The organism is Allobosea sp. TND4EK4 (assembly GCF_900156025.1).
GTDB lineage: Bacteria > Pseudomonadota > Alphaproteobacteria > Rhizobiales > Beijerinckiaceae > Allobosea.
The window spans coordinates 1-21,625 of sequence record NZ_FTMO01000026.1 but is presented as its reverse complement, the minus strand read 5'-3'; the positions used below and the strand labels follow the sequence as shown (position 1 = coordinate 21,625).

At 67.4% G+C, this 21,625-nt stretch carries 22 protein-coding genes and 1 pseudogene; 5 read left to right on the top strand and 18 right to left on the bottom strand.

All coding sequences use genetic code 11. The features are described 5' to 3' along the window. Positions 1-12: 12 nt before the first annotated feature. The 3 genes from BW981_RS20545 to BW981_RS20535 form a co-directional block, all read right to left on the bottom strand. Positions 13-492 (bottom strand): DUF2271 domain-containing protein, encoded by a 480-nt coding sequence (locus BW981_RS20545; RefSeq protein WP_076442612.1) that lies wholly within the window; start codon positions 490-492, stop codon positions 13-15. Positions 493-588: 96 nt separating this feature from the next. Beyond that, a complete protein-coding gene (locus tag BW981_RS20540) occupies positions 589-1,947 on the bottom strand; it encodes a sensor histidine kinase (protein ID WP_210188713.1) in 1,359 nt (452 codons plus the stop codon). Next, positions 1,944-2,633: a response regulator gene (locus tag BW981_RS20535; protein WP_076442610.1), complete on the bottom strand. Its 690-nt coding sequence runs from the start codon at positions 2,631-2,633 to the stop codon at positions 1,944-1,946. The genes BW981_RS20540 and BW981_RS20535 overlap by 4 nt, the downstream gene beginning before the upstream one ends. Before the next feature lie 145 nt (positions 2,634-2,778). Here BW981_RS20535 and BW981_RS20530 point away from each other — a divergent pair, with 145 nt between their 5' ends. Next, positions 2,779-3,054 carry a PepSY domain-containing protein gene (locus BW981_RS20530; RefSeq protein ID WP_076442608.1) on the top strand — a complete coding sequence of 92 codons (276 nt, stop codon included), beginning with the start codon at positions 2,779-2,781 and terminating at the stop codon, positions 3,052-3,054. A 190-nt stretch (positions 3,055-3,244) separates the two neighbouring features. Continuing rightward, positions 3,245-3,940, top strand: a complete 696-nt coding sequence (locus tag BW981_RS20525; protein ID WP_076442606.1) for a VIT1/CCC1 transporter family protein — start codon at positions 3,245-3,247, stop codon at positions 3,938-3,940. Between the two features lie 84 nt (positions 3,941-4,024). Here the strand turns inward: BW981_RS20525 and BW981_RS20520 are convergent, their stop codons facing one another. From BW981_RS20520 to BW981_RS20500, 5 genes are all read right to left on the bottom strand, one after another. Further along, positions 4,025-4,222 (bottom strand): hypothetical protein, encoded by a 198-nt coding sequence (locus tag BW981_RS20520; RefSeq protein WP_076442604.1) that lies wholly within the window; start codon positions 4,220-4,222, stop codon positions 4,025-4,027. A gap of 161 nt (positions 4,223-4,383) precedes the next feature. Continuing rightward, on the bottom strand, positions 4,384-4,791 hold the full coding sequence (locus BW981_RS20515) for an OsmC family protein (RefSeq protein ID WP_139333876.1): 408 nt from the start codon (positions 4,789-4,791) through the stop codon (positions 4,384-4,386). Beyond that, positions 4,791-5,027 carry a thioredoxin family protein gene (locus BW981_RS20510; RefSeq protein ID WP_076442600.1) on the bottom strand — a complete coding sequence of 79 codons (237 nt, stop codon included), beginning with the start codon at positions 5,025-5,027 and terminating at the stop codon, positions 4,791-4,793. The genes BW981_RS20515 and BW981_RS20510 overlap by 1 nt, the downstream gene beginning before the upstream one ends. 16 nt (positions 5,028-5,043) lie before the next feature. Beyond that, positions 5,044-6,108 carry a permease gene (locus BW981_RS20505; RefSeq protein ID WP_076442598.1) on the bottom strand — a complete coding sequence of 355 codons (1,065 nt, stop codon included), beginning with the start codon at positions 6,106-6,108 and terminating at the stop codon, positions 5,044-5,046. Then, on the bottom strand, positions 6,105-6,434 hold the full coding sequence (locus BW981_RS20500; RefSeq protein ID WP_076442596.1) for an ArsR/SmtB family transcription factor: 330 nt from the start codon (positions 6,432-6,434) through the stop codon (positions 6,105-6,107). The genes BW981_RS20505 and BW981_RS20500 overlap by 4 nt, the downstream gene beginning before the upstream one ends. 135 nt (positions 6,435-6,569) lie before the next feature. Between BW981_RS20500 and BW981_RS23190 the strand changes: the two genes are divergently transcribed. Beyond that, positions 6,570-6,743, top strand: a complete 174-nt coding sequence (locus BW981_RS23190) for a hypothetical protein (protein ID WP_175624186.1) — start codon at positions 6,570-6,572, stop codon at positions 6,741-6,743. An 88-nt stretch (positions 6,744-6,831) separates the two neighbouring features. On the opposite strand, the gene BW981_RS20495 is transcribed toward BW981_RS23190, so the two are convergent. The 8 genes from BW981_RS20495 to BW981_RS20460 form a co-directional block, all read right to left on the bottom strand. After that, complete coding sequence (locus BW981_RS20495; protein ID WP_076442594.1) at positions 6,832-7,749, bottom strand: HlyD family efflux transporter periplasmic adaptor subunit; 918 nt, start codon at positions 7,747-7,749, stop codon at positions 6,832-6,834. Further along, a complete protein-coding gene (locus BW981_RS20490) occupies positions 7,746-8,465 on the bottom strand; it encodes an ABC transporter ATP-binding protein (protein WP_210188712.1) in 720 nt (239 codons plus the stop codon). The genes BW981_RS20495 and BW981_RS20490 overlap by 4 nt, the downstream gene beginning before the upstream one ends. A gap of 2 nt (positions 8,466-8,467) precedes the next feature. Next, positions 8,468-9,601, bottom strand: a complete 1,134-nt coding sequence (locus tag BW981_RS20485; RefSeq protein WP_076442590.1) for an ABC transporter permease — start codon at positions 9,599-9,601, stop codon at positions 8,468-8,470. Then, positions 9,601-11,112, bottom strand: a complete 1,512-nt coding sequence (locus BW981_RS20480) for an efflux transporter outer membrane subunit (protein WP_083712537.1) — start codon at positions 11,110-11,112, stop codon at positions 9,601-9,603. The genes BW981_RS20485 and BW981_RS20480 overlap by 1 nt, the downstream gene beginning before the upstream one ends. Positions 11,113-11,210: 98 nt before the next feature. Then, positions 11,211-12,923: a cyclic peptide export ABC transporter gene (locus BW981_RS20475; protein ID WP_076442588.1), complete on the bottom strand. Its 1,713-nt coding sequence runs from the start codon at positions 12,921-12,923 to the stop codon at positions 11,211-11,213. Between the two features lie 106 nt (positions 12,924-13,029). Continuing rightward, complete coding sequence (locus tag BW981_RS20470) at positions 13,030-13,308, bottom strand: hypothetical protein (RefSeq protein ID WP_139333872.1); 279 nt, start codon at positions 13,306-13,308, stop codon at positions 13,030-13,032. A gap of 58 nt (positions 13,309-13,366) precedes the next feature. Then, positions 13,367-14,707: a sensor histidine kinase gene (locus tag BW981_RS20465; protein ID WP_175624185.1), complete on the bottom strand. Its 1,341-nt coding sequence runs from the start codon at positions 14,705-14,707 to the stop codon at positions 13,367-13,369. Continuing rightward, the gene (locus BW981_RS20460; RefSeq protein WP_076442635.1) at positions 14,704-15,378 is read right to left on the bottom strand and encodes a response regulator transcription factor; all 675 of its coding nucleotides are present in this window, start codon (positions 15,376-15,378) and stop codon (positions 14,704-14,706) included. Before BW981_RS20460 ends, BW981_RS20465 begins: the two co-directional genes overlap by 4 nt. A 343-nt stretch (positions 15,379-15,721) precedes the next feature. On the opposite strand from BW981_RS20460, the gene BW981_RS20455 reads away from it, so the two are divergent. Next, positions 15,722-16,255 (top strand): GNAT family N-acetyltransferase, encoded by a 534-nt coding sequence (locus BW981_RS20455; RefSeq protein WP_076442582.1) that lies wholly within the window; start codon positions 15,722-15,724, stop codon positions 16,253-16,255. A 159-nt stretch (positions 16,256-16,414) separates the two neighbouring features. Here the strand turns inward: BW981_RS20455 and BW981_RS20450 are convergent, their stop codons facing one another. Both BW981_RS20450 and BW981_RS20445 read right to left on the bottom strand, forming a co-directional pair. After that, entirely contained in the window at positions 16,415-19,561 is a 3,147-nt protein-coding gene (locus BW981_RS20450; RefSeq protein ID WP_076442580.1) for a multidrug efflux RND transporter permease subunit, read from the bottom strand. After that, positions 19,561-20,730 (bottom strand): efflux RND transporter periplasmic adaptor subunit, encoded by a 1,170-nt coding sequence (locus tag BW981_RS20445; protein ID WP_076442578.1) that lies wholly within the window; start codon positions 20,728-20,730, stop codon positions 19,561-19,563. The genes BW981_RS20450 and BW981_RS20445 overlap by 1 nt, the downstream gene beginning before the upstream one ends. 157 nt (positions 20,731-20,887) lie before the next feature. Here BW981_RS20445 and BW981_RS20440 point away from each other — a divergent pair. Continuing rightward, a pseudogene (locus BW981_RS20440) lies at positions 20,888-21,188 on the top strand (transposase); the annotation flags it as partial. Positions 21,189-21,625: the final 437 nt, after the last annotated feature.

The following is a 21,625-nucleotide window of genomic DNA, read 5'->3' as shown; positions in this document are numbered from 1 at the left end:
GTCCCGGTCCGATCACATGTCGAAGGTCAGGGATTTCACATAGCCCCGCCCGGCGACCGGCTTGCCGGCGCCGGACGTCGTCAGCGGGGCAACCGCATCGCCGGGAACGTCGTTTTCGTTCTCCACGGCGCTGTCGACGCGGATCTGGTAGCCGGCATCGATCAGTGCATCGGCGATATCGACGCTGACCGAGAGAGACTGCCCGCTGCCGACGCTGGCGCCGGTCGTGCCGTCGATCCGGCCGCCCGACAGCCGGTTCCAGGCGCTCAGATGCTTGTAATATTTGGCCTTGCCGCCGGCGATCCTGACCGTCTTGTGGAGCTTGCCAAGCGGATCGGTGATGTAGATCGCGAGATAGGCGCCGTCGCCGCCATAGGGCTTCAATGTCGTGGTAATGCGGACGGGCCGCGCCTCGGCCGCGGCGCTGTGCGCGAGGGCACCGGCAAGGCCGAGCGGAAGGGCGAGCGCCAGGGCGCGTGCAAGCCGTCTCATGGCAACTCTCCTCATGGCAACTCTCCGTTGCGGAAGCGATGCGAGGAGAGATGCGCTGCCAAGCTGACAGCGACCTGAAAACGGCCGAGAAAGCGTTCAGCCGGCCGTCAGCTTCGCGGCGGGGAGTTGCACGCGGACCTCAAGTCCGTCTTCCTGTCCCGAGGCGGGCGAGACGAAGGCGATCTCGCCGCCGACCCCTTGCGTGATCGCCTGCACGATCGAGAGGCCCAGCCCCGCGCCATCGGCCGTGGCCGCCCCCCGCACGAAACGCTGTGTCATCCCGGCGAGGATCTCCGGCCCCAGAACCGGCCCGGGGCTGATGACGCTGAAGTGCCCCTCATCGGTCAGTGCGACGCGCACCGGGCGACTGCCGTCGCCATGCTTGAGCGCGTTTTCGATCAGGTTGCGCGCCAGGATCGCGAAGGCGTCCATATCCAGCGTCGAGACGAACCGGCCCGTCGGCGGCAGCGCGACCTCGACCGTGCCTTCGGCAGACAGATCGTGCAGGACGAGGCGCAGCGCCGGCACGAGGTTTTGCGGCGTTTCGCCGAGCGGGCCGGCGCCCTCGGCCCGGGCGAGCTGGAGCAGCTTTTCCGACAGGCGCGCCAGCCTTTTGAGCGCCGTCTCGATCTCGACCGTCCGGGCGCGGGCGGCGCCTTCGGGCAGCTCGGCCCTGAGACGCTGCGTCTGCGCCAGCGCGGCCGCGACGGGGGTGCGCAGCTCATGGGCGCTGTTGGCGGTGAAGCTGCGCTCGGCGTCGAGCGCCCGGCGCAGCCGCGTCATCAAAGCGTTCACCGCCTCCGCCACCGGAGCGATTTCCGACGGCAGATGTGCTCCGGACACCGGCGCCAGATGACCGCTGCCGCGCGCCTCGATCTCGCACCTGAACGCCGTGACCGGGCGCAGGGTGACAGCGACCAGAACCCAGGTTCCGGCGATGCCGAGCGGCAGCAGCAGGAGCAGCGGCCAGGCGAGCATTCCGACCGCATCGCGAACCGCCTTCTGGCGATGGCCGGGGCGCTCGGCAGCGGTGACGACGATGGTGCCGCTGACGGCGACCTCGGTGTAGAGCCGCGAGCTTGGCCCATCGCTGAAACCATGCGCCGGGTTCGGCGGAAACTGCGCCGGGTCGGCATCATGAGACTCCAGCAACCGGCGTCCCGTCGCATCGCGCACGATATAGGTGATGTATTCGCGATGCGCGCCGACCGAGGCGACCTGCTGCAAATCGGGCAGAGCATCCGCCTCGCGGCCGAGGATCTCGGCATAGGCCAGCGGCAGCACCCGCTGCACGACCTCCTGCAGCGCGCTGTCGAAGACCTCGTCGATCTCACGACGCAACAACAGGCCCGCGGCGACCGTCGCCAGGAGCCACAGCGCCATGACCCCGCCCGTCAGCGCCAGCGCCAGCCGGCGCTGCAGGCTGCCTTTGGGCGGCCAGGCGACGCGCGTCACGACCGGCTCTTCCCCAAGCCCGCCAGGGTGGCGGCGCCAAGCCGATACCCCAAGCCGCGCACGGTCTCGATCACCTGCGCACCGAGTTTCTTGCGCAGGCGCCCGACATAGACCTCGATCGTGTTGCTCTCGACTTCGCTATCGAAGGTGTAGAGCCGCTCTTCCAGCGCCGCCTTGGAGAGCAGCATCGTCGGGCGCTGGATGAAGGCATCGAGCAGGGCCCACTCACGCGCGGTGAGGGAGATGGATCTGCCGTCACGAACGATGCTCCGCGCCGCCCGATCCACCGTCAGCCCGCCGATCTGCATCAGCGGGTTGGGATTGCCGCCATAGCGGCGCGCCACGGCGCTCAGACGTGCCGATAGTTCCGCCAGATCGAAGGGCTTGACGAGATAATCGTCGGCGCCGGCGTTGAGCCCGTCGATCCGATCGGAGACCTGGTCGCGCGCCGTCAGGATGATCACCGCAGTCGTGTCGCCGGCTTGTCGCCGGGCTCGCAGGAAATCGAGACCGCGCCCATCTGGCAGCATCAGATCGAGCAGGATCAGATCGTAATGGGCCAGCTGGACAAAGTCGCCGGCGTCCGCCAGACGCTTCGCCCAATCGACGCCGTGCCCGTCGGCTGCGACCTGGTCGCGCACGGCAGATCCCAGGATCGGGTCGTCCTCGACGAGTAACACGCGCATGTCTGGAGCAGCCTCCGGAACCAGTCACCCGCTTATGGCACGAAGCTGACGGCGGGCTGAACGCCATCGCATCCCTCATTCAGGTCAGCGTCAGCTTGGCGTGTTTGAAAGCGCCATCGCCGCGATGCGGGGGAGGAGACATCCCATGAAGCCCATCCTGCCCATCGTGGCGCTGACGATTCTCGTCGGCAACGCCGCTCCCGCCCTTGCGGGGCAGCGCTGTTCGGCGCCGATGGCGGAGTGGAAGCCGCGCGCGGCGCTGGTGGAAAAGCTGCGCGCTGACGGCTGGACCATCCGCCGGATCAAGACCGATGACGGCTGCTACAAGGTTCGGGCCATCGACGCCGAGGGGCGCCGCGTCAAGGCAAAATTCGATCCCGCGACGCTGGAGCGCGTCGCGCGGGACGGCGACGACGACTGAGCCTTCTCTGACATTCTCTCGTCAGAGAAGGCTCGCGCCATCGGCCAAGATATGTCGTCATGGCCCATGGTGCGAGGCCGGCATCTCTGCTTCGCATGACCGCCGCTCGGGCCGACGCTGCCCTCTGCGACGCCCCGCCCATCCTCCCGGGGCCGCCTGACGCCTCCGGCGAACCCGAAGGACCGACGCCATGCATTCGCTCCACCGCGAAAACCACCTCGTCGAACGAATCGGCTGGCTGCGTGCCGCGGTGCTCGGCGCCAATGACGGCATCATCTCGACGGCGAGCCTGGTGGTCGGCGTCGCAGCCGCGGCCAAGAGCGCCGACGAGGTCATGGTCGCGGGCGTGGCAGGGCTCGTCGCCGGCGCGATGTCGATGGCGGCGGGCGAATATGTCTCCGTCAGCTCGCAATCCGACACGGAACAGGCCGACATGGCCCGGGAGCGCCGCGAACTCACCGAGCAGCCCGAGGCCGAGCTCGACGAGCTGACGCAGATCTATGTCGATCGCGGCGTCGAGCCGGGCCTTGCCCGCCAGGTCGCGGAGCAGATGACGGCCAGGGACGCCTTCGCGGCGCATTCACGCGACGAGCTGGGCCTCGCCGGTCATACCATCGCGCGGCCGGTCCAGGCGGCCCTGACCTCGGCCGCCACCTTCGCGGTCGGCGCGGCCGTCCCGCTGGCTATCGCTGTCATGGTTCCTGCCGCCTTGATCAGCTGGGCCGTCTCGGCCGGGTCGCTCATCTGCTTGGGCCTGCTGGGGGCGATCGGAGCCCGCATCGGCGGGGCAGAAGTGCTGAAGCCCACCGTCCGCGTGACGTTCTGGGGCGCCTTCGCCATGGCTGCGACATGGGCAATCGGCGCGCTCGTCGGTCATGCGGTCTGATCAATGTCCGTGAGAAGCCGATCGCGGGCTTTGCGCTATCGGAGACAGCGAAGCCGCTGTCGGAGGCCCATGATCATGAGCAGTTCAGCGGGGCAGCAGATGGCCGAATCGCTCGGTGACGCGTGCGCCTGCCGCCTCCGTGATCTCCCGAACCCGGCTGACGCCCAGTGCTGTGGGATCAGAGTGGATGCAGACCCTGGCCGGTTCTTCGCCGCTCGCTGCCACGACATGGACTTCACAGGCGCGCTGCCGGCCCGTCAACGCCTCGATCAGGGGGCGCATGCGTCCTTCCGTCAGGGGCTCGGAAGGAGGACCGGCAAGTCCAGACGAAGGCGTTGAGAACCGGACGGGTTCAAGCGATTGGAGACTCTCCTGTTCGAGCGACGTCGGCCAGATGTCGGCACGAGGTATCGCGGGACGTCCCGAAGCCTGCCTTCGGCCTGCTACGGCGCGGCTCTGCGGATGAGGCCTTGCAATCGCGTAGCCTCGGCGACCGTGTTGGAGATCGTCCCGTATTTGCGGACGTTCTTGTGCAGCAGTTCGAGGCGCTGATCGGTTTCGTCGGTATCGATGACGAGCTCATAGTCGATACTGACCAGTTTTGGGGGGCTGTCCTGGCGAACGCCGTGGAGTTCCACCGCGACGCCCCGCAACTCGAACCGGATCATCGGCGTCACCCGCTCGATGCCCTTGAGCATGCAGGCCGCGACAGAAGCCAGCAACAGTTCCGCCGGATTGAACGCGTCCGGTCGTCCGGCAAGATCGGTGTCGAGCACGATCTCGGCCTGCTTCGTCGTCGCCACGGCGCCATGCGCATCGATGCGGCGCGCCTCGATCCGGTATTCGAGCATCACGCCGTCAGCCATTTCGCGACATCCTCCGCTTTGGGAAGACCGCCGGCATGGACGACCTTGCCGTCGATCACGATGCCGGGCGTCGACATGATGCCGAAGCCGGCGATCGCGGCATAATCGGTCACCTTCTCGACGGTGACGGGCACGCCGAGGCGGGCGGCTTCCGCGCTCACCATCTCTTCGGTCGCCTGGCAACGCTTGCAGCCAGGGCCGAGCACTTTGACGTGTTTCATGGCGGTGAGCCTCCGGTCAGGGGAAGAGAAGGTTGAAAAGAAACCCCACGGCCAGGATGCCGGTGGCCACGACGCCGGCGAAGACGGCGATCAGCTTCAGGCTGAGCACCTTTCGCAGGATGATCATTTCGGGCAGCGAGAGCGCGATCACGCTCATCATGAAGGCCAGCACCGTTCCCAGCGCCGCGCCCTTGCCGAGCAGCGCCTCGACGACGGGGATGATCCCGGCGGCATTGGAATACATCGGCACGCCGAGGAGAACGGCCGCGGGCACCGACCACCAGGCATCCCTGCCCATGATGGTCGCGAGCAGCTCGGCCGGGACGTAGCCGTGGATGAAGGCCCCGGCCGCGATGCCGGCGATGATCCAGAGCCAGACCTTGCCGACGATCTCGCGGACGGCCTCGATTCCCGCCTTGATCCGATCGACGATCGTCAGCCGGTCGAGGGGCAGATCGACCTCGCCCAGGCGCACGTCGCGCACCCATTCCTCCAGCCAGCCCTCCAAACCCAGCCGACCGATGACCCAGCCCGACAGGATGGCGACGCCGAGCCCGAAAGCGAGATAGGTGAGCGCCACCTTCCAGCCGAGCAGCGCAAAGAGCAGGCCGAGCGCGACCTCGTTGATCATCGGCGCCGCGATCAGGAAGGAGAAGGTGATCCCGAGCGGAACGCCCGCCGAGACGAAACCGACGAAGAGCGGCACCGCCGAGCAGGAGCAGAACGGCGTGAAGATCCCCAGCGTCGCGGCAGCGACGTTGCCGACGCCCTCGCGACGCCCCGCCAGCAGCGCCCGCGTCCGTTCGGGCGAGAAGAAGCTGCGCACCATGCCCATGCCGAACACGACGAGCGTCAGCAACATCAGCACCTTGGGGGTGTCATAAAGGAAGAATCTGACGGCCTCGAAGGCCTGGGTTCCCGGCGTCAGGGGCAGCTGTGTCGCCGCCCATTCCGAGAACGGGACGAGTTGTCCGTAGGCCAGGAACCAGAGCGCGACGAAGGCCAGGACACCGCCGATCCAGGCCAGCGCACTCGGTTCCGGGGGCCTGTCCCCGCGCATCGTGGCGGCATCGGCGGTCATGCTGCGTCCTTCCGTTGTCCGCCGATCGAGGACTGGATGGCGGCTTCGCGCGCATCGCCGGCTGCCACGACGGCATTCAGGATTGCGTCGAGTTCCGGCGCCAGATCGGGGTTGCGCCGGTAGCGCACCCATTGCGCGTCACGCCTGTCGGTCACGATCCCCGCGGCCTTGAGCGCCGCCATATGCCGCGACATGCGCGACTGCGTGGCGCTCAGGAGCTCCATCAACTCGCAGACGCAGTGCTCCCGCCCATCGGCCAGCAGGCGCATCGCCCCCAGCCGCGTGGGTTCCGACAAGGCAGACAGGAAGGTGGAGAGACCGACCATAATGAAATCCGGATATGCGCCTATGCGCATTTAATGATAAAACTCGACTCCGGCCAGAGGCATGCGTCGCGTCAGCGCGGAAGAATTGTCGGGACGCGCCATTTGCCGAAGTTGGCGCAGTGTCGGCAACAGCGGATGATCGAGGACATGACCATCCGCCGGTTTGGCGAGCATCCGCAGCGCGACTGCGTCCGGCAGGTCCGTGAGTTCACGGCCTTCCTCGCCCCGCGCCGGATCGGGCCGAGCCCGCGGATCCGCGGCGCCATCAGCTTCACCTGGCTTCGCTCGGTGCCAGATTTGCGCGGATGAACCTGGAAGCGGGCCTCGGAAGACGCATGCAGAGCCGCGTTCGTGCTTAGAGGAGCCCGGGCGGCGTCCATCGGGCCGTCAGGTGGCCTTAAGGACTGTGGAAACGGACATAGACGCGCTGGCCGATGAGAAAGGCATCCGCGTTGTCGATCTGCAGGATGCTTTCGGCGACGCGGACATCGGCCCGTTCGGTGCCGCTCTCGCCGGCCCGGCGTGCGTCGAGGAAGCTGCCGATCCTGACGACTTTTCCGGCTGTGCTGATGCGTTCGTCGCTCTCGGAGACGATGTCGGCCGTCATGCCGGGTTTCACCAACCGGACGAAATTCTCCTGGATCTCGGCGCGAACGACGTGCGGTGCAGCGGGGATGATGACGAACATCTCCGTCAGCGCGGCGGCGGAAACCACGTCTCCGGGCTTGATCGAGCGACGCGCCACGCGTCCGGCCAAGGCGGTGCGGACCTGCCTGCGCTCGACCTCATAGCGGGCGGCGTCGCGCCTGGCGGTCGCGAGCGACGTTCCTGCTGCCGCACTGCGCAGCTCGCCTTGGAGCGTGGCCATGGCCGCTTCCGCTTCGTCAAGGGCCTGGGGCGAGACCGCCTGCTCCTTCGCAGCACGGCGCATCCGGTCGAGCAGACGCGTCTGCACCGCTTTGCGGGCTTCCAGCGCGACCTGACGGGCTTTCGCCTCCTGGAGTGCGGCTTCAGCCGCGGCTGCGGCGAACTCGGCCGCGTCCGCATCGAGCCTCGCGAGGACCTCTCCCGCCTCGACATGCTGCCCCTCGGTGACCAGCACCTCCTTCACCGAGCCGTCGCGCGTGGCCAGCACGCGCGAGAGGCCGCCATCGATGTCGACACGGCCCCGAGCGGCCGCGATGATCGGCGAGACCCCCGCCGGCTGGGCGTCGGCGTCGGCCTGGCTGCTGTCGGTCAGCATGACGACGCCGGCCGCCGCGATAGCGAGCGCGAGCGCGACCGAGGCGGCTGCAGCGAGAGGCGGAAGCTTCATCGGGATGTCTCCAATCTTCGGGGGCTGCAAGGATCGCGGCTGTCGCGAAGAAGACGCCCGTCTTCCATCTCGATGACGCGATCGGCGCGCGCGATCAGGCGCGGGTCGTGCGAGACGCAGACGACGATGGCGCCGCTGCGATGGGCGATGTCTCGAAGAAGCGTCGTGACGACGGCGCCGTTGACGCTGTCGAGGGCGCTGGTCGGCTCGTCGGCGAAGAGCAGCCGCGGCTGCTTGACGATGGCGCGCGCGATGGCGACGCGCTGCTTCTCGCCGCCCGATAGTTCCGCCGGGCGCAGATGGCTGCGGCGGCCGAGCCCGACGAGCTCCAGGGCTTCGCGCGCGCGCCGGCGCGCTTCACCGTCGGGCACGCCTTGATAGTCGAGCACCAGCTGCACCTGCTCGCAGGCATCGAGCGCCGGGAACAGGTTGAAGCCCTGGAAGACGAAGCCGCAATGCGCCAGCCGGAACGCGTCGCGCGCTGCGTCGTCCAGGGTTCCGAGCCCGATTCCGAGCGCATGGACGGCCCCGCGATCCGGCCGTGACAAGCCGCTCATCAGCGAAAGCAAGGTGCTTTTCCCGCAACCGGACGGCCCGCTGATCAGTGACAGCGCGCCGGGGTCGACCGAGAGCGAGACATCACTCAGCGCTTGCGTCCGGATGCCCTGAACGACATAGGATTTGGACAGCGCGCTGACGCTGAGCGAAGGCGGCATGGTCATCTCAGCAGGGCCGCCGGGTCGGCATGGCGCAGCCGCCGAAGCGCAAGCACGCCCGCGAGCAGTGCCACTGCGAGGACAAGCGCTCCCGAGAGGGCCATGATTCCGGGCCCGAGCGCGAATGGAATGCCGTTCAGCCGGGCGAGCCCGGCCGCGAGAAGGCTGCCGGTCAGACCAAGCGCAAGCCCGATCGCACCGACCCAGCCTGCCTGCTCGACAACGATGAGGCGCAGCTTCGGAAAGGCGACGCCGATCGCCCGCAGCGTGGCGTATTGCGGGGTCGAGGCTGCGACGGCGGCCATCAGGGTCTGGCTGGTGATCAGCGTTCCGACCAGGAGTGCGATGGCGGTGGCGAAGACGAAGCCGATGCCGGCCCCCGATTCGAGCAGCCAGTAGCGCACCGAGCGGCCGGCCAGATCCGCCGCCGTCCATATCTCGAAGCGGCTCCTCGTGTCCGGCTTCGACAGCCTGGCGCGAACCGCTCTCGCCTGGTCGGACGCCCACAGCCCGGCCAGGTAATAGGTGACGCTATCGGGGGCCGCCAGCGAGCGGTCGAGCGTCCTTGCCGTCGCCAGCGAGGCGACGATGTTCACGCCGCCCATCGCCCGCATCCCCTGCATCGTCCCGACCACCCGGACGCGATGCCCGTTGATCTCGGCGGCTTCGCCGATCGCGGTGGCGAGCTTGTCCAGGTCGCCGTCATCGACCAGGATGGTGGCCGGTTCCTCCAGAAGCGCACGCACGGCGGGCGGCACGGACCGCGCCAGCCCCAGCGCATCCGGGCGCGCATCGATGCCGATCAGCGTGACGCTGACCCCGCCGCCACGAGAGCCGCGCCAGTCGCCTGCGCCCATGAGCAGAGGCTCGATGCGCCTGATCCGCGGATCGACCAGAAGCTCGGCGGAGACGCCGGCGTCGATACTGCGGCCAAGATCGGCACTCTGGGTGCCCGGAAAGCCGATCCAGAGATCGGCGCGCGATTGGGTCACCGGCAGCGCGTTGCTGCCGACGATACCGAGCAGCAGCGCGCCCTGGACGATGATCAAGACGCCCGAGAAGCCGACCGACATGATGGCGGGCAGGAACCGCCGCCAGTCGTGCAGCAGAGATTTGCGGGCGAGCGCAACCGCCATCAGGCGCTCTCGCCCTCGGCCGCGGCCCCGAGCGCCTTGTAGAGGGTCACGAAGGCGAGCGCCTCGGCCTCCTGCTGCGCCACGAGTTTGCGCTGCAGTGCCACCATGCCGGCTTCCGACTCCGCGAGCCTGCCGACATCCGCAAGGCCTTCCCGACGCAGCACGCGCAGGCGGCGGTCGCTGCGCCGCTGTGCCTCAATGGTCGTACTCAGCTGCTTCCGGCTTTCGCGGGCCGCCCGCAGTTCGCCGAGCGCGGCGGCGGCTTCCTGATAGGCGGTGAGCACGGTCTGCCGGTAGGATGCAAGGGCTTCTTCGACCAGGGCACGGCGGGCGTGCAGGGCAGCCTCGCGCCGCCCGTAATCGAAGAGCGGGATTTGGAGCGAAGGCCCGCCGGCAAGTCCGAAGGGGGACGTCGGCGACGGGCCACCGAGGCCGATCGTCCCGCCCAGGCGCAGTCGCGGGTACAAGTCCGCCTTCGCGATGCCCACCTCTGCGGCCGCCTTCAGGACGCGATGCTCTGCTGCGCGCACGTCGGGCCGCGCGCGCAAGAGGTCGGCGGGGCGGCCGGCCGCGGGGATCCGCTGGAGCATCGGTTGAGGCGCAGCTCGGTTCAAGGCCGCGTCGGCCGCCGAAGCTCCGACGAGGGTCGCGATCTGCTGGCGCAGCGCCGAAGCGCGGGCCTCGAGCCTTGAAAGATCGCTTCTGGCCTGGTCGAGCACAGCGACTTCGCTGGCGTCTTCGCCAGCCGCGCTGATGCCTGTTCGGGCCCGACTTCGGGCAAACTGGGCCGCCCGCTCCTGCACCGCGGCCAGCGCGGATGTCAGCTCGATCTGGCGCTGGACCGAGCGCAGACTGATATAGCTGGCTGCGACCTCCGCCGTGACGGCGATGCGGACCGCGTCGAGCTCGTCGCCCGCGATGGCTGCCGACGCTGCCGCCACCTTTTCGGTGTTTTCGGCCAGGCCGAACAAGCCCGCATCCCAGCTCGTATCGAAACCCGCCAGCAGCGGGCGCCGGAGCGGGTCCTCGATCTGCTCGCGCGAGTTGCCGGCGAGCGCCTGCCCGCTTCCGCCAACGGATGGGAGGAACAGCGAGGGCGCTGCGCTGGACTGGCGGCGGCCGGCCGCAAGGCGCGCCTGGGCCTGCGCGATCGACAGGTTCTGGCTGCGGGCCCGCTCCACCAGCCGGTCCAGAACCGGATCCCGGAAGCCGCGCCACCAACGGTTCATGTCGCGCCGGGGCCCGAGATCCGCATTTGCGTAGCTGGCGGGCAAATCCGGCGACGTGGCGACGACCGGCTCGATCGTCGAGCAACTCGCCAGGCACAAAAGGATCAAGCCGGTCGAGGCGACGGCGCGCGAAGCAGCCCCCAGCCTGAGGGCGCCCCGCCTGGCCGACGGGCTTGAGCCAGCAACATCAGGGCAGCCGCGCGTGGGAAGATTCTTGAACATCGTCGTCTGATCGATCGCTGTGCCATGCTGTCTCGCGGACGCGATCTCGGCATGGTGCATAGGTCCCAAGCGCGGGCACTGATGGTCGGCGGCTTGGGTCCCAAGGAATCAGCCCTTCTGGACCCAGGCGCATCTTGCCCGCGCTGATTACGCGAGCATTACGAGTCCACCGGAGCGAAGGCGTGAGTTCCGGACTTGCCGCGGCTGCTCTGCTCGATGCGGACGATCCGCCCACCTGCCATATGGACGATGCGGTCGGCGGCATCGAAATAGCGATCGTCATGCGAGACGGCGATCACCGTCTTGCCCGCATCGCGAAGCTGCGGCAGCAGGACACGGTAGAAGAGCCGGCGGAACTCGGGGTCCTGGTCGGCGGCCCATTCGTCGAACATCAGGATCGGCCGATCCTCCAGCACCGCCTGGATGAAGGCCAGCCGCTTGCGCTGCCCGGTCGAGAGGTCGGTCGTCGAGAAGCGCCCATCGGCGAAATCGACTTTTGCCGACAGGTCCAGTCGCTGAAGCCAGGCGTTCACGCGCGCCTCGCCGCCCGCACAAGCCATCACCTCATCGAAGAGGTGATAATCGGTGAAGACGGATGAGAAGAGCTGGCGATAGCCCTCGCATTCGGCGGCGGAGATGGGTTCGTCATCCAAAAGGACCCGACCGGATTGCGGCTGATAGAGCCCGAGCAGTATCTTGATCAAGGTCGTCTTGCCGCTGCCGTTGCCGCCGACGATGAAGGTGACCTCGCCACGCGGGATGTCGAGCCGCGGGATGTCCAGAATGAAGGCATCCGCCGGGCCTGTATCGGCGAAGCTGTGCTTCACCGCTTCCAGCGTGATTGAATGCTGGAAGCGCAGGCTCGCGCGCGGAGCATCGCTGGCACCGTCCTCGCCGCCCGCGGACAGGCTCGCGCTCAGCGAGCTGATGCGCCGGAACGCGATCTGGGCCTGGCTGAAGACGGGCAGCGCGCTCGCGAGTTCCTCGATCGGCCCCTTGGCGAAAAGCATGACGATGATGAAGCCGGTGACGGCTTCGTTCGGAATGCCGAGATGCGGCCTGAGCGCGAGCGCGGCGGCGATGAAGACGAAGATCAGCGCGATGCTGATCGTATCGGCTGCCCAGAAGATCGCGAAGGCACGGCCGTTGCTGTCGGCGATGCGATTCGTGGTGTCGCCGATCCCATTTGTTTGGAGGCGCAGACGTCGGGCACGATTCAGGCGCAGCTCCTTGGCGCCGTCGATGATGGCTCGATAATGCCGCTGAAGCTGGTCCTCCAGGTCGCGCGCCACATCGAAGCGGACGAGCCACTGCCGCATCGCGAAATGGTTCAGCACACCGCCGAGCAGCGCGAGGAGGAGCGCGAAGCAGGCCATCGGGACGGAGAGCTGGAAAAGATAGCCCAGGCAGCCGATGACGATCGCGAATGCGGTGGTGTAACCTGCGAAGTGATTGCCGAGTTCGGCGATCTTGTCGACGTCTCCGTTGAGCACGGCCAGGAGCCGGGGGCTCTTCATCTGCTCGATCTGGGAGAGCGGCGCGCGCAGGATGCGTGCGCTGACATCCTGCCTCAGCCGGGCGACGATCCGCTGTCCGAGCAGGCTGTTGCCGATGCCCGATATGAGCTGACCGGCGAGGCTGAGCGCGCACAGGCCAGCCAGCCCCAGGAGAATTCCTGTCGACGTCTCCGAGAGAAGCGCCCCGTTGATGATCGACAGAGCCCAGGCCATGGCGAGACCACCGGCGCCGCCCGCCGCGGTCGAGATCACGATGAGCCGCCAGAACGGCCGCAGCAGCCGGACCACCTCCTCGAGAAGATGCGGCGTGCCGGCGCCGAAGCGCTGGGAAGAAACGTCGAATGGCGCAGGCATGGTGTCGCTATGTCGGGAGGGTTGTCCGCCTGCGTCCACGCTAGGGCCAGCATGGGCGCGGCGCAGGCCTGGACGATCTGAGGTGGCGCAGCGTCGACGCAGGACTTCAGTCGTCCCAGTCGTCGTCGTGATCGTCCCAGTCGTGATCGATCTCGAAGCGGGGCCGCAGCGGCGGATCGGGATACCAGGCCGGTGGAGCGCCGTAGACATAGACCGGCGGGGGCGGTCCTGCGGCGAAGGCCGACCCGGCCAGCGCGCCCACCGCCGCACCCGCAAGGGCACCGGCGACGAAATTGTTTCGGCGCGGGCCGGCCTGCGCGCCGGCGGAGGCGACCAGGCTGGCGACGAGCGCCATGCCGAGGAGAGGTTTGAACGAAATCTGCATGAAAGGACCTGTCGTCTTGGTGACAGGCGCCATCTTCGCTTCCAGGATTACCCCTGCATTACACTGCCGCGGCCATCGGCGGGAACGTCAGGCTGACGGTCGTTCCGCCGCCTGGGGTCTCGTCGAGCGCGAGACTTGCGCCATGCAGCGCAGCGATCTGCGCGACGATCGCGAGCCCGAGGCCGGTCCCGCTTCCATCCTGCTTCCCGCGCGCGAAGGGCTCGATGATGGCGCGTCCGTCATAGGCCTTGCCGATGCCGGCGCCGAAATCGACTACCGAGACCCGGCCGGTCGGAGCAACCTCGACGATCACGCGACCCCCGGCGCCTCCGTGCTGGATCGCATTGCGCAGGAGATTGGACAGGCCGATCCCGATCGCCTGCGCCGAGCCGGAAACCGTGACTTGTCCTTCGCCCCTGAATTCGAGATCGATACCGGCGGACAGTGCGGTCGGCACTTCGCGGGCCGCTGCCGTACGGGCTATGGCGACGAGATCGAGAGGCGCCATTTCCGTCGGCTGCGAGGTGAGGCGCGCCAGCTGCAGCAACATCGTCACCGTTCCCGACAGCGACTGCAGCTCACCGACGAGCTCCGCCTTGATCTCCTGGTCCTGAACCCGTTCGAGCCGGGTCCGCAGCCGCGTCAGGGGCGTGCGCAGTTCGTGCGCCGCATTCGACAGGAAGCGCCGCTGCTCGGCCGTCGCCGCATCGATCCGGTCCAAGGCACGGTTGAACGCGAGGGCCAAGGGGCGCAGCTCGGCAGGCTGCTCCGTCACCGGCAGCCTCGCGCCTTCTTTGGCTCCGATCTCCTCGGCTGCTGCGGCAGCGCGGCGGACAGGCCTCACGATGAGGGTCGGCACCACGAGGATCGTCGTCAGGATGATGATCAGCAGGACCGCGCCGAGCATCGTCGACGTCATGTCAGGCTCTCTCAGCAGTGAGAAAATCACCTCCGTGCGACTGTAGACGGCTCCTCCGAGCTCGATCAGGATATCGGGCGCGTCGCCGGCACGGGCCGAGGCCTCCAGGGTCAGATCCTTCCCGTTCACACGGTAGGCCGAACGGGGCGCCGGCACATCCCGGATCGTCTGACCCGCCAGGACCCGTGGGGGCACCTCGCCATAGGCGACGTCCCCCTCGGGCGTGCTGATCTGGTACCAGAGCTGGGGAAACTGTCGCTGATAGGTGAGCAATGCAGGCGTCGGCGTCACGCTCGGTTTCCCCGAGGCATCCTTCCGGATGGATCGTCTGATCTCGCTCGCGATATCGAACTGCGCGACACCGCCATCATCGCCGTAGAAGGCGATGAACCCCATGAAGAGGCAGAACAGAAGGGCCGAGATCAGGCCGCCCAGCAGCATGGCCGCCGAGGCGGCGATCGACCGGCTCCTGCGCTTCATGCTCCGTCCGTCATCAGATAGCCGATTCCGCGCAGCGGCTTGATTTCGGCCAGGCATCCATGCTCCCGCAAGCGCTTGCGCAGCCGGGATAGGTGGGCATCGATCGCGTTGGACTGAATTTCGTCGTCGAAGCCGTAGACGGCGTTCTCCAAGCTTTCGCGCAGGACGACGTGGCCGGCTCGCCGCATCAGTGCTTCGAGCAGCGCGAGTTCGCGGCGCGGCAGAACCAGCGGCTGGTCGTCGATATAGGCTGCTCGGGCAGGCATGTCGAAACGAAGGTTGGCGACGCTCGTGATGCCTTTCTGATCGAGCTGGTTTCGCCGCAACACCGCCCGGGCGCGCGCGATCAGCTCGACCGGCTCGAAGGGCTTTGCAAGATAATCGTCCGCGCCGGCGTCCAGCGCCCTGGCGATGTCGTTCGGGTCGTCGAGCGCCGTCAGCACCAGAATGCTCGGCCGCGGAGTCAACCGGCGCAGCATCGAGACGAGGTCGATCGCGTCGCCATCGGGCATGCGCCGATCCATGACGACGAGGTCGAAGGGCCGCACCTGCAGCGCAGCGCGCGCCTCGTCGAGCGTCGCGACGAGATCGGCGCCGCCGAGCGCCTGCTCCAGCGTCTCGCGAAGCCAGGGGCCGAGATCGGCATCATCCTCGATGACCAGCAGGCGCACAGACGACCATCCTCCGTTGTGAGGCGCTTCTTGGCCTTCACCCTTACACCAGGATTACGGAGCGCGCCGGACCGTCGAGAGCGTGAGGCGAGCGAGACCGTAATGTTGCTGCAACGGCGGAGCGCTTCCTGCGGCGCCATGCACATCGTTATTCCGAACACGATTCGAGGAAACAGGACGTTGCCGTCCCAGAACAACGAGCGCCTCCCATTGCTCCTGCGCATCGTTCTCGCATCGAGCTTCATGTTCGGGTTCTTCATCGGCCCCCTGATGCTCGTCGCGCTCTTCCACGCGCCATGACTTCGCATGTGAGCACACACCCACGGAAGGACTTGCCGAGACCATGGACGGACATCGGATCACACTTGAGCGTGCATCTGCCGAAGACCTGAATCAATTCAAGGAAGACCTGCAGAAGGCCTTCTCGATCGCCGTGATCTCCGAAATCGGCTCTCTTCCGGATGGCCCGATCCCTTCGGATGAGGACGTCTGGAAGTCATTCGGCGCGCCGGGCGCCGAGGTGGTTCATGTCCTCGAGGAGGGACGCCGCGTCGGGGGAGCCGTCGTCTCGATCAATCCTGCGACCGGAGAGAACTCGCTCGACCTGTTCTATGTCGCGGTTGGCCAGGATGGCCGCGGCATCGGCAGGCGAGCCTGGGCTGCGATCGAGGCCCGATACCCGGAGACGAAGGTCTGGACGACGCAGACCCCCTATTTCGAGAAGCGAAACATCCATTTCTACGTCAATGTATGTGGCTTCAAAATCGTCGCCTATTATCACGCCGGATATCCCGACCCCAACCGCCCCGATATGCCTTGGCCTCCGGAAGAGGAGGGCATGTTCAAATTCGAGAAGCTGATGGCTCGCGGCCCGTGAAAGGCCAGGAGCCTCAAGCTTTCCCGCCCTGACTGCTCGCCGGCATCGCACACACAATCTTGAGGCGGTGTCGGTCGTCGGCGTATCTCCTCACCGGTCCCCGCCACGCCCCGTAGCGGCTCGGCCAGCGCAGGGCGACGCTGCCGCAGACGCCTGCGCCTACCGTGCTGAAGGCCCGCCGCCCTGAACTTGCTGCCTGTCGGACGGCATTCTCCCGCCGCGGCGGAGCCTCTCGACCAGCCTGACGACCACGACGAAGAAGACGGGGACGAAGACGATCGAGAGCAGGGTCGCGCTGATCATGCCGCCGAAGACGCCGGTGCCGATCGACTGCTGCGTCTCCTTGCCAGCCCCGCTGGCAATCATCAGCGGCACGATGCCGAGCGCGAAGGCGAGGCTGGTCATCACGATCGGGCGCAGCCGCAGGCGCGCCGCCTCGACGGCAGCCTCGGCTGCGCTTAGGCCTCGCGCGTGTCCCGACCTGGCGAATTCGACGATCAGGATGGCATTCTTGGCGGACAGGCCGATGATGGTGACGAGTCCGACCTTGAAGAACACGTCGTTCGGCAATTCCCGCAGCATCACCGCTGCCACCGCCCCGACCAGGCCGAGCGGGATCGCCAACAGCACCGAAACCGGCACGGACCAGCTCTCGTAAAGCGCAGCGAGCACCAGGAAGACGACCAGCATGGACAGGCCGAGCAGAAGCGGCGCCTGAGCGCCGGCCTGCTGCTCTTCCAGAGACTGGCCGGTCCACTCGATCGCGAAGCCCGCCGGCAGCTCCTTCGCCAGTCTTTCCATCTCGCGCATGGCCTCGCCGCTGGAGCGGCCATGGGCGGCGGCCCCTGTGATCCGCACAGCCGGATAGCCGTTGTAGCGCACGAGCTGGAGCGGGCCTTGCTCCCAGGATGTGGTGACGAGCTCGGACAGGGGCACCAAACCGCCCGCGGCATTGCGGATGCGAAGGCGGAGAACCTCGTCGAGGCTCATCCGCGCCGTCGCCTCCGCCTGGACGATGACCTGCTGCATCCGGCCGAGATTGGGAAAGTCGTTGACATAGGCCGAGCCCATCGCGGCGCTCAAGGTCTCGGCAACGACCGGGAACGAGACGCCCAGCACCTGGGCCTTCAGCCGATCGATCGCCACCGCAAGCCTGCTGCCGGGCGGCAATCCTTCCTGATAGACCCCGGACAGGACCGGGCTGCGGGCCGCAGCGGCCAGAAGCTGGGCCTGGGCCGCGGCCAGCGCAGCTGGGCCACGGCCGGCCCGGTCCTCGAGCCGCAGGGCGAAGCCGGAGGTCGTGCCCAGCCCGTCGATCGGGGGCGGCAGCATGCTGGTCGCGCTGCCCTCGCGGATCGACTTCGCGGCTGCGTTCGCCCGCGCGACCTCGTCGGCGGCGCTCGTGCCCGGTCGCTCTTTCCAGTCCTTGAGCATGGTGTAGATCATCGCCGCATTGGCGCCCGAGCCCGAGAACCCGTACCCCATAATGCTCTCGGTGTGTCTGACGCTCGGGCGCGAGGCGTTGTGCCGCTCGATCGCCTCGACAGCCTGGCGCGTGCGGTTGGCAGTGGCGTCGGCGGGGAGCTGGATCGAGGTCAGGAAATAGCCCTGATCCTCTTCCGGCAGAAAGGCCGAAGGGAGCTTCGCGAAGCCCAGGCCCAGCAGGGCGGCGATGGCCGCAAAGCCAGCCATCATGCGCAGCGGGCGCTGAACCAGACATGCGACAGCGCGCGCGTAACGGCTGGTCAGCTGGACAAAATGCCTGTCGAACCAGCCGAAGAAGCCTCTCTTCTCGCCATGGCCGTGCACCGGCTTCAGCATGGTCGCGGAAAGCGCCGGCGTCAGCGTCAAAGCCAGAAAGGCCGAAAGCAGGATCGAGACCGCCATGGCGAGCGCGAACTGACGATAGATGACGCCGACGGAGCCGCTGGCCAGCGCCAGGGGCATGAAGACGGCCGAGAGCACGAGCGTGATGCCGATCACTGCTCCGGTGATCTCGGTCATGGCCTTGCGCGTGGCCTCGCGCGGGCCGAGCCCTTCCTTGGCCATGATGCGCTCGACATTCTCGACGACGACGATCGCATCGTCGACGATAATGCCGATCGCCAGCACCATGCCGAACATGGTCAGCATGTTGATCGAATAGCCCACAGCGAGCATCACCGCGAAGGTGCCGAGCAGCGCGATCGGCGCGACGATGGCCGGGATCACCGCGTAGCGCAGTTTCTGCAGGAACAGCAGCATCACCAGGAAAACGAGCGCCATCGCTTCGATGAGCGTAACCAGCACCTTCTCGATCGACAGGCGCACGAAGGGCGCCGTGTCGAAGGGGATCGAATAGCTCATGCCCTGGGGCATCGCCCTGGCGAGATCGGCCATCCGCGCGGCGATCGCCGATGACGTGGCGACCGCATTGGCGCCGGGCGCGAGTTGCACCGCGAGCGTTGCGACGGGCTTTCCATTCGAGCGCGTGGAGAACGCGTAGGATTGCGCGCCGAGCTCCACCCTGGCGACATCCCCCAGCGTCAGGCTCGACCCATCGGCATTGGCCCGCATGACCACCGCCTTGAACTGGTCCGGCGTCCGCAACCGCCCGTCGATGCTGAGCGGCACGGTCACGCGCTGGGCCGCGGTGGTTGGCTCGGCGCCGATAGCGCCTGGAGCGATCTGCACGTTCTGCTGCGCCAGCGCGGCCGTCACATCTCCGAATGTGAGCGCGTGGGCGGCAAGCCTGGCCGGATCGATCCAGATCCGCATCGCCCGCTCCGTGGCGAAGAGCTGGACGCGCCCGACACCGGGCACCCGCTTGAGCTCGTCGGCGATGTTGCGCACGGCATAGTCCCCGAGCGTCACCTCGTCGGACTTGCCGTCCCGGGATTCGATGTCCAGCAGGAGCAGGAAGCCCGACGCCGCCGCTTCGACCGTCAGGCCGAGCTGGCGGACCGTCTGCGGCAGGCGTGGCTCGATCGTCTTCAGGCGGTTCTGGACATCGACCTGCGCCAGGTCCGACTGGGTGCCGGACTTGAACGTCGCCGTGATCGTCGCGGTGCCGGTCAGATCGGTCGAGCTTTCGAAATAAAGCAGATTGCGCACGCTCGACAGCTCGCGCTCGATCAGGCTGACCACGCCGTCGTTCATCGCCTGCGGAGAAGCGCCGGGGTAATTTGCATAGATGCTGACGCTCGGCGGAGCGATCGCCGGGTAGCGCTCCGTGGGCAGTTGCGGGATCGCGATGAGACCCGCGAGCGCGATCACGAGCGCGATCACCCCGGCGAAGACCGGCCGGTCGATGAAGAAGCGGGCCATCAGCGCAGCGGCTCCGCATCGGCGAACTGCTCGGCCCGCCACGGCACCGGCTTGACCGGCGCACCCGACCGGACGCGATCCTGTCCTTCGACGATCACCCGGTCGCCTTCGCCGAGCCCGCTCTTGACCACGACGCGCCCATCGATTTCCACGCCGGTCTCGACCTTGTGCAGGCGCACCCGGCTATCGGCCGCGACGAGCGCGACGCGCGCCGTGCCGTTGCCGTCGCGCCTCACGGCCTGCAACGGCACCAGCAAAGCGTCGGGATGCTTCTCCCGCGGCAGCCGCGCGCGCACGAACATGCCCGGCAGCAGAACATGACCGGGATTTTGAACTTCGACGCGCACAAGGACTTCGCTCGTCCCTGGATCGACCGCGATGCCGGAGAACAGCAGCTTGCCGGTGACCGGGTAAGCCTCGCCGTCGGCCGAAAGGATCTCCACGGCAGGGCCGTCATCGCGATTGCCGGTGCGGGCAAGTTCTCGCAACTCGTCGAGGCGGCGCGCTGGTTGGCGCAGATCGACATAAACGCGGTCGATCTGCTGCACGATCGCCAGAGGCAAGGTACCGCCGACAGCCACCAGCGCGCCTTCCGTGACGAGCGCCTGATCGATCCGGCCCGCGATCGGCGAGCGGATCGTCGCGAAGCCGAGATCGAGTTGCCGGCGCTCGAGGGTGGCACGGCTCCGCGCGACGTCGGCCGCCGCCTGCGCACGCATCGCCACCGCATCGTCATGCGCCTGCTGGCTGGCTGCCTGGGTCTTCAGCAGCGCTTCGATTCGCCGGACCTGAATGTCCGCGCGACCGAGAACCGATTCCGCCCGCTGAAGGGCTGCGGCCGCCATCGCCTTTTCGGCCGCGAAGACGGCTGAATCGATCTGGAACAAGGGCTCGTCGGCCGCGACATCGCCGCCCTGACGGAACAGCTGATGGCGGATGATGCCGCCGACCTGCGGCCGGATCTCCGCGACGCGATAGGCCGAGACCCGACCGGGCAGCAGATCCGCGACGACGACAGGCTCGGCCTTGAGCTCGACGACCGAGACTTCCGCCGGGGCCTCGCGCGCAGGCGGCTGCTCGCCCCGGCAGGAGGCGAGCGCCAGCGCTGCGACCAAGACGGCAAGATGCGGGCGGAGGAAACGGACGGGTCGAAAAGGAGAGGCGTTCATCCGCCGCGCTATCGTTCAGATCCGTTGCCGCAAGATTACGGGGCGCCCGCTCTCACTGGCGTTGCCGCGTGGCTGAGCCGCGCCGATGTCGTTGAAAAAGTCGGCATGGCCGTCAGCGTGAAGTGCTGACCCAGTCGTCCTGACGGAGGGCGATGCGATGGTGGGCGAGCGGCGGGTGGGGCAAGAGGCTCCGGTCTACGAGTTCAGCCTGGACCGGCATGGCCCGGCTGATCACTGGGCCCGCTCCATCGACCGTTTCGTTGATCGCTAAGATCTGCGCGCATTTGCGACCATTTTGCCGCGCGATCGGCCGGCCTTCGGTCGATCCCGAGCTGATGATCCGGGTGCTGCTCATCGGCTCTTGCCACGGCATCCGCTCCGGGCGGCGCCGGTGCGAGGACGTGTATCTGGGCCTGGCCTATCGCTGGTTCTGCCGGCTCGGCCGGGAGGGGCTGGTCGGCGGCGAAGGCTTCCCGGGTCCCAAGCCTCTCCGCTCGCCTCACTCTGATCCCGTTTTGTTCAAGCCGTGCTTTGGCGGCGAGCCGAAGCTCGCCGCCATCTGATTTCTAGACGCCCATCGGTTCGGACTTGGAGCCCGATCCAGCCTCAGGCGGTCGCGCTCGAAAACACGACTTTGGCTCCAAAAGGCACAACTTTGCGATCTTCACCAACTGAAGAGAGAGGCATAGTGTTTCCGCAAAAGAAACCCTAAGTCATTGAAATCGTTTGATTGGGATTTTTGGATTCCGGGATCAAAGTTCCGCAATCGGAGGGATAATACTTCCGCAAATTTAGCCGCTAGCTGGACACCCGCAAGAACCCTCCGATTTCTGGCGCTCTGATGGGTTCGGTGCAATGTCTGCCTGATGATCGGCTTCGGGCTGCCTGAGGGCCG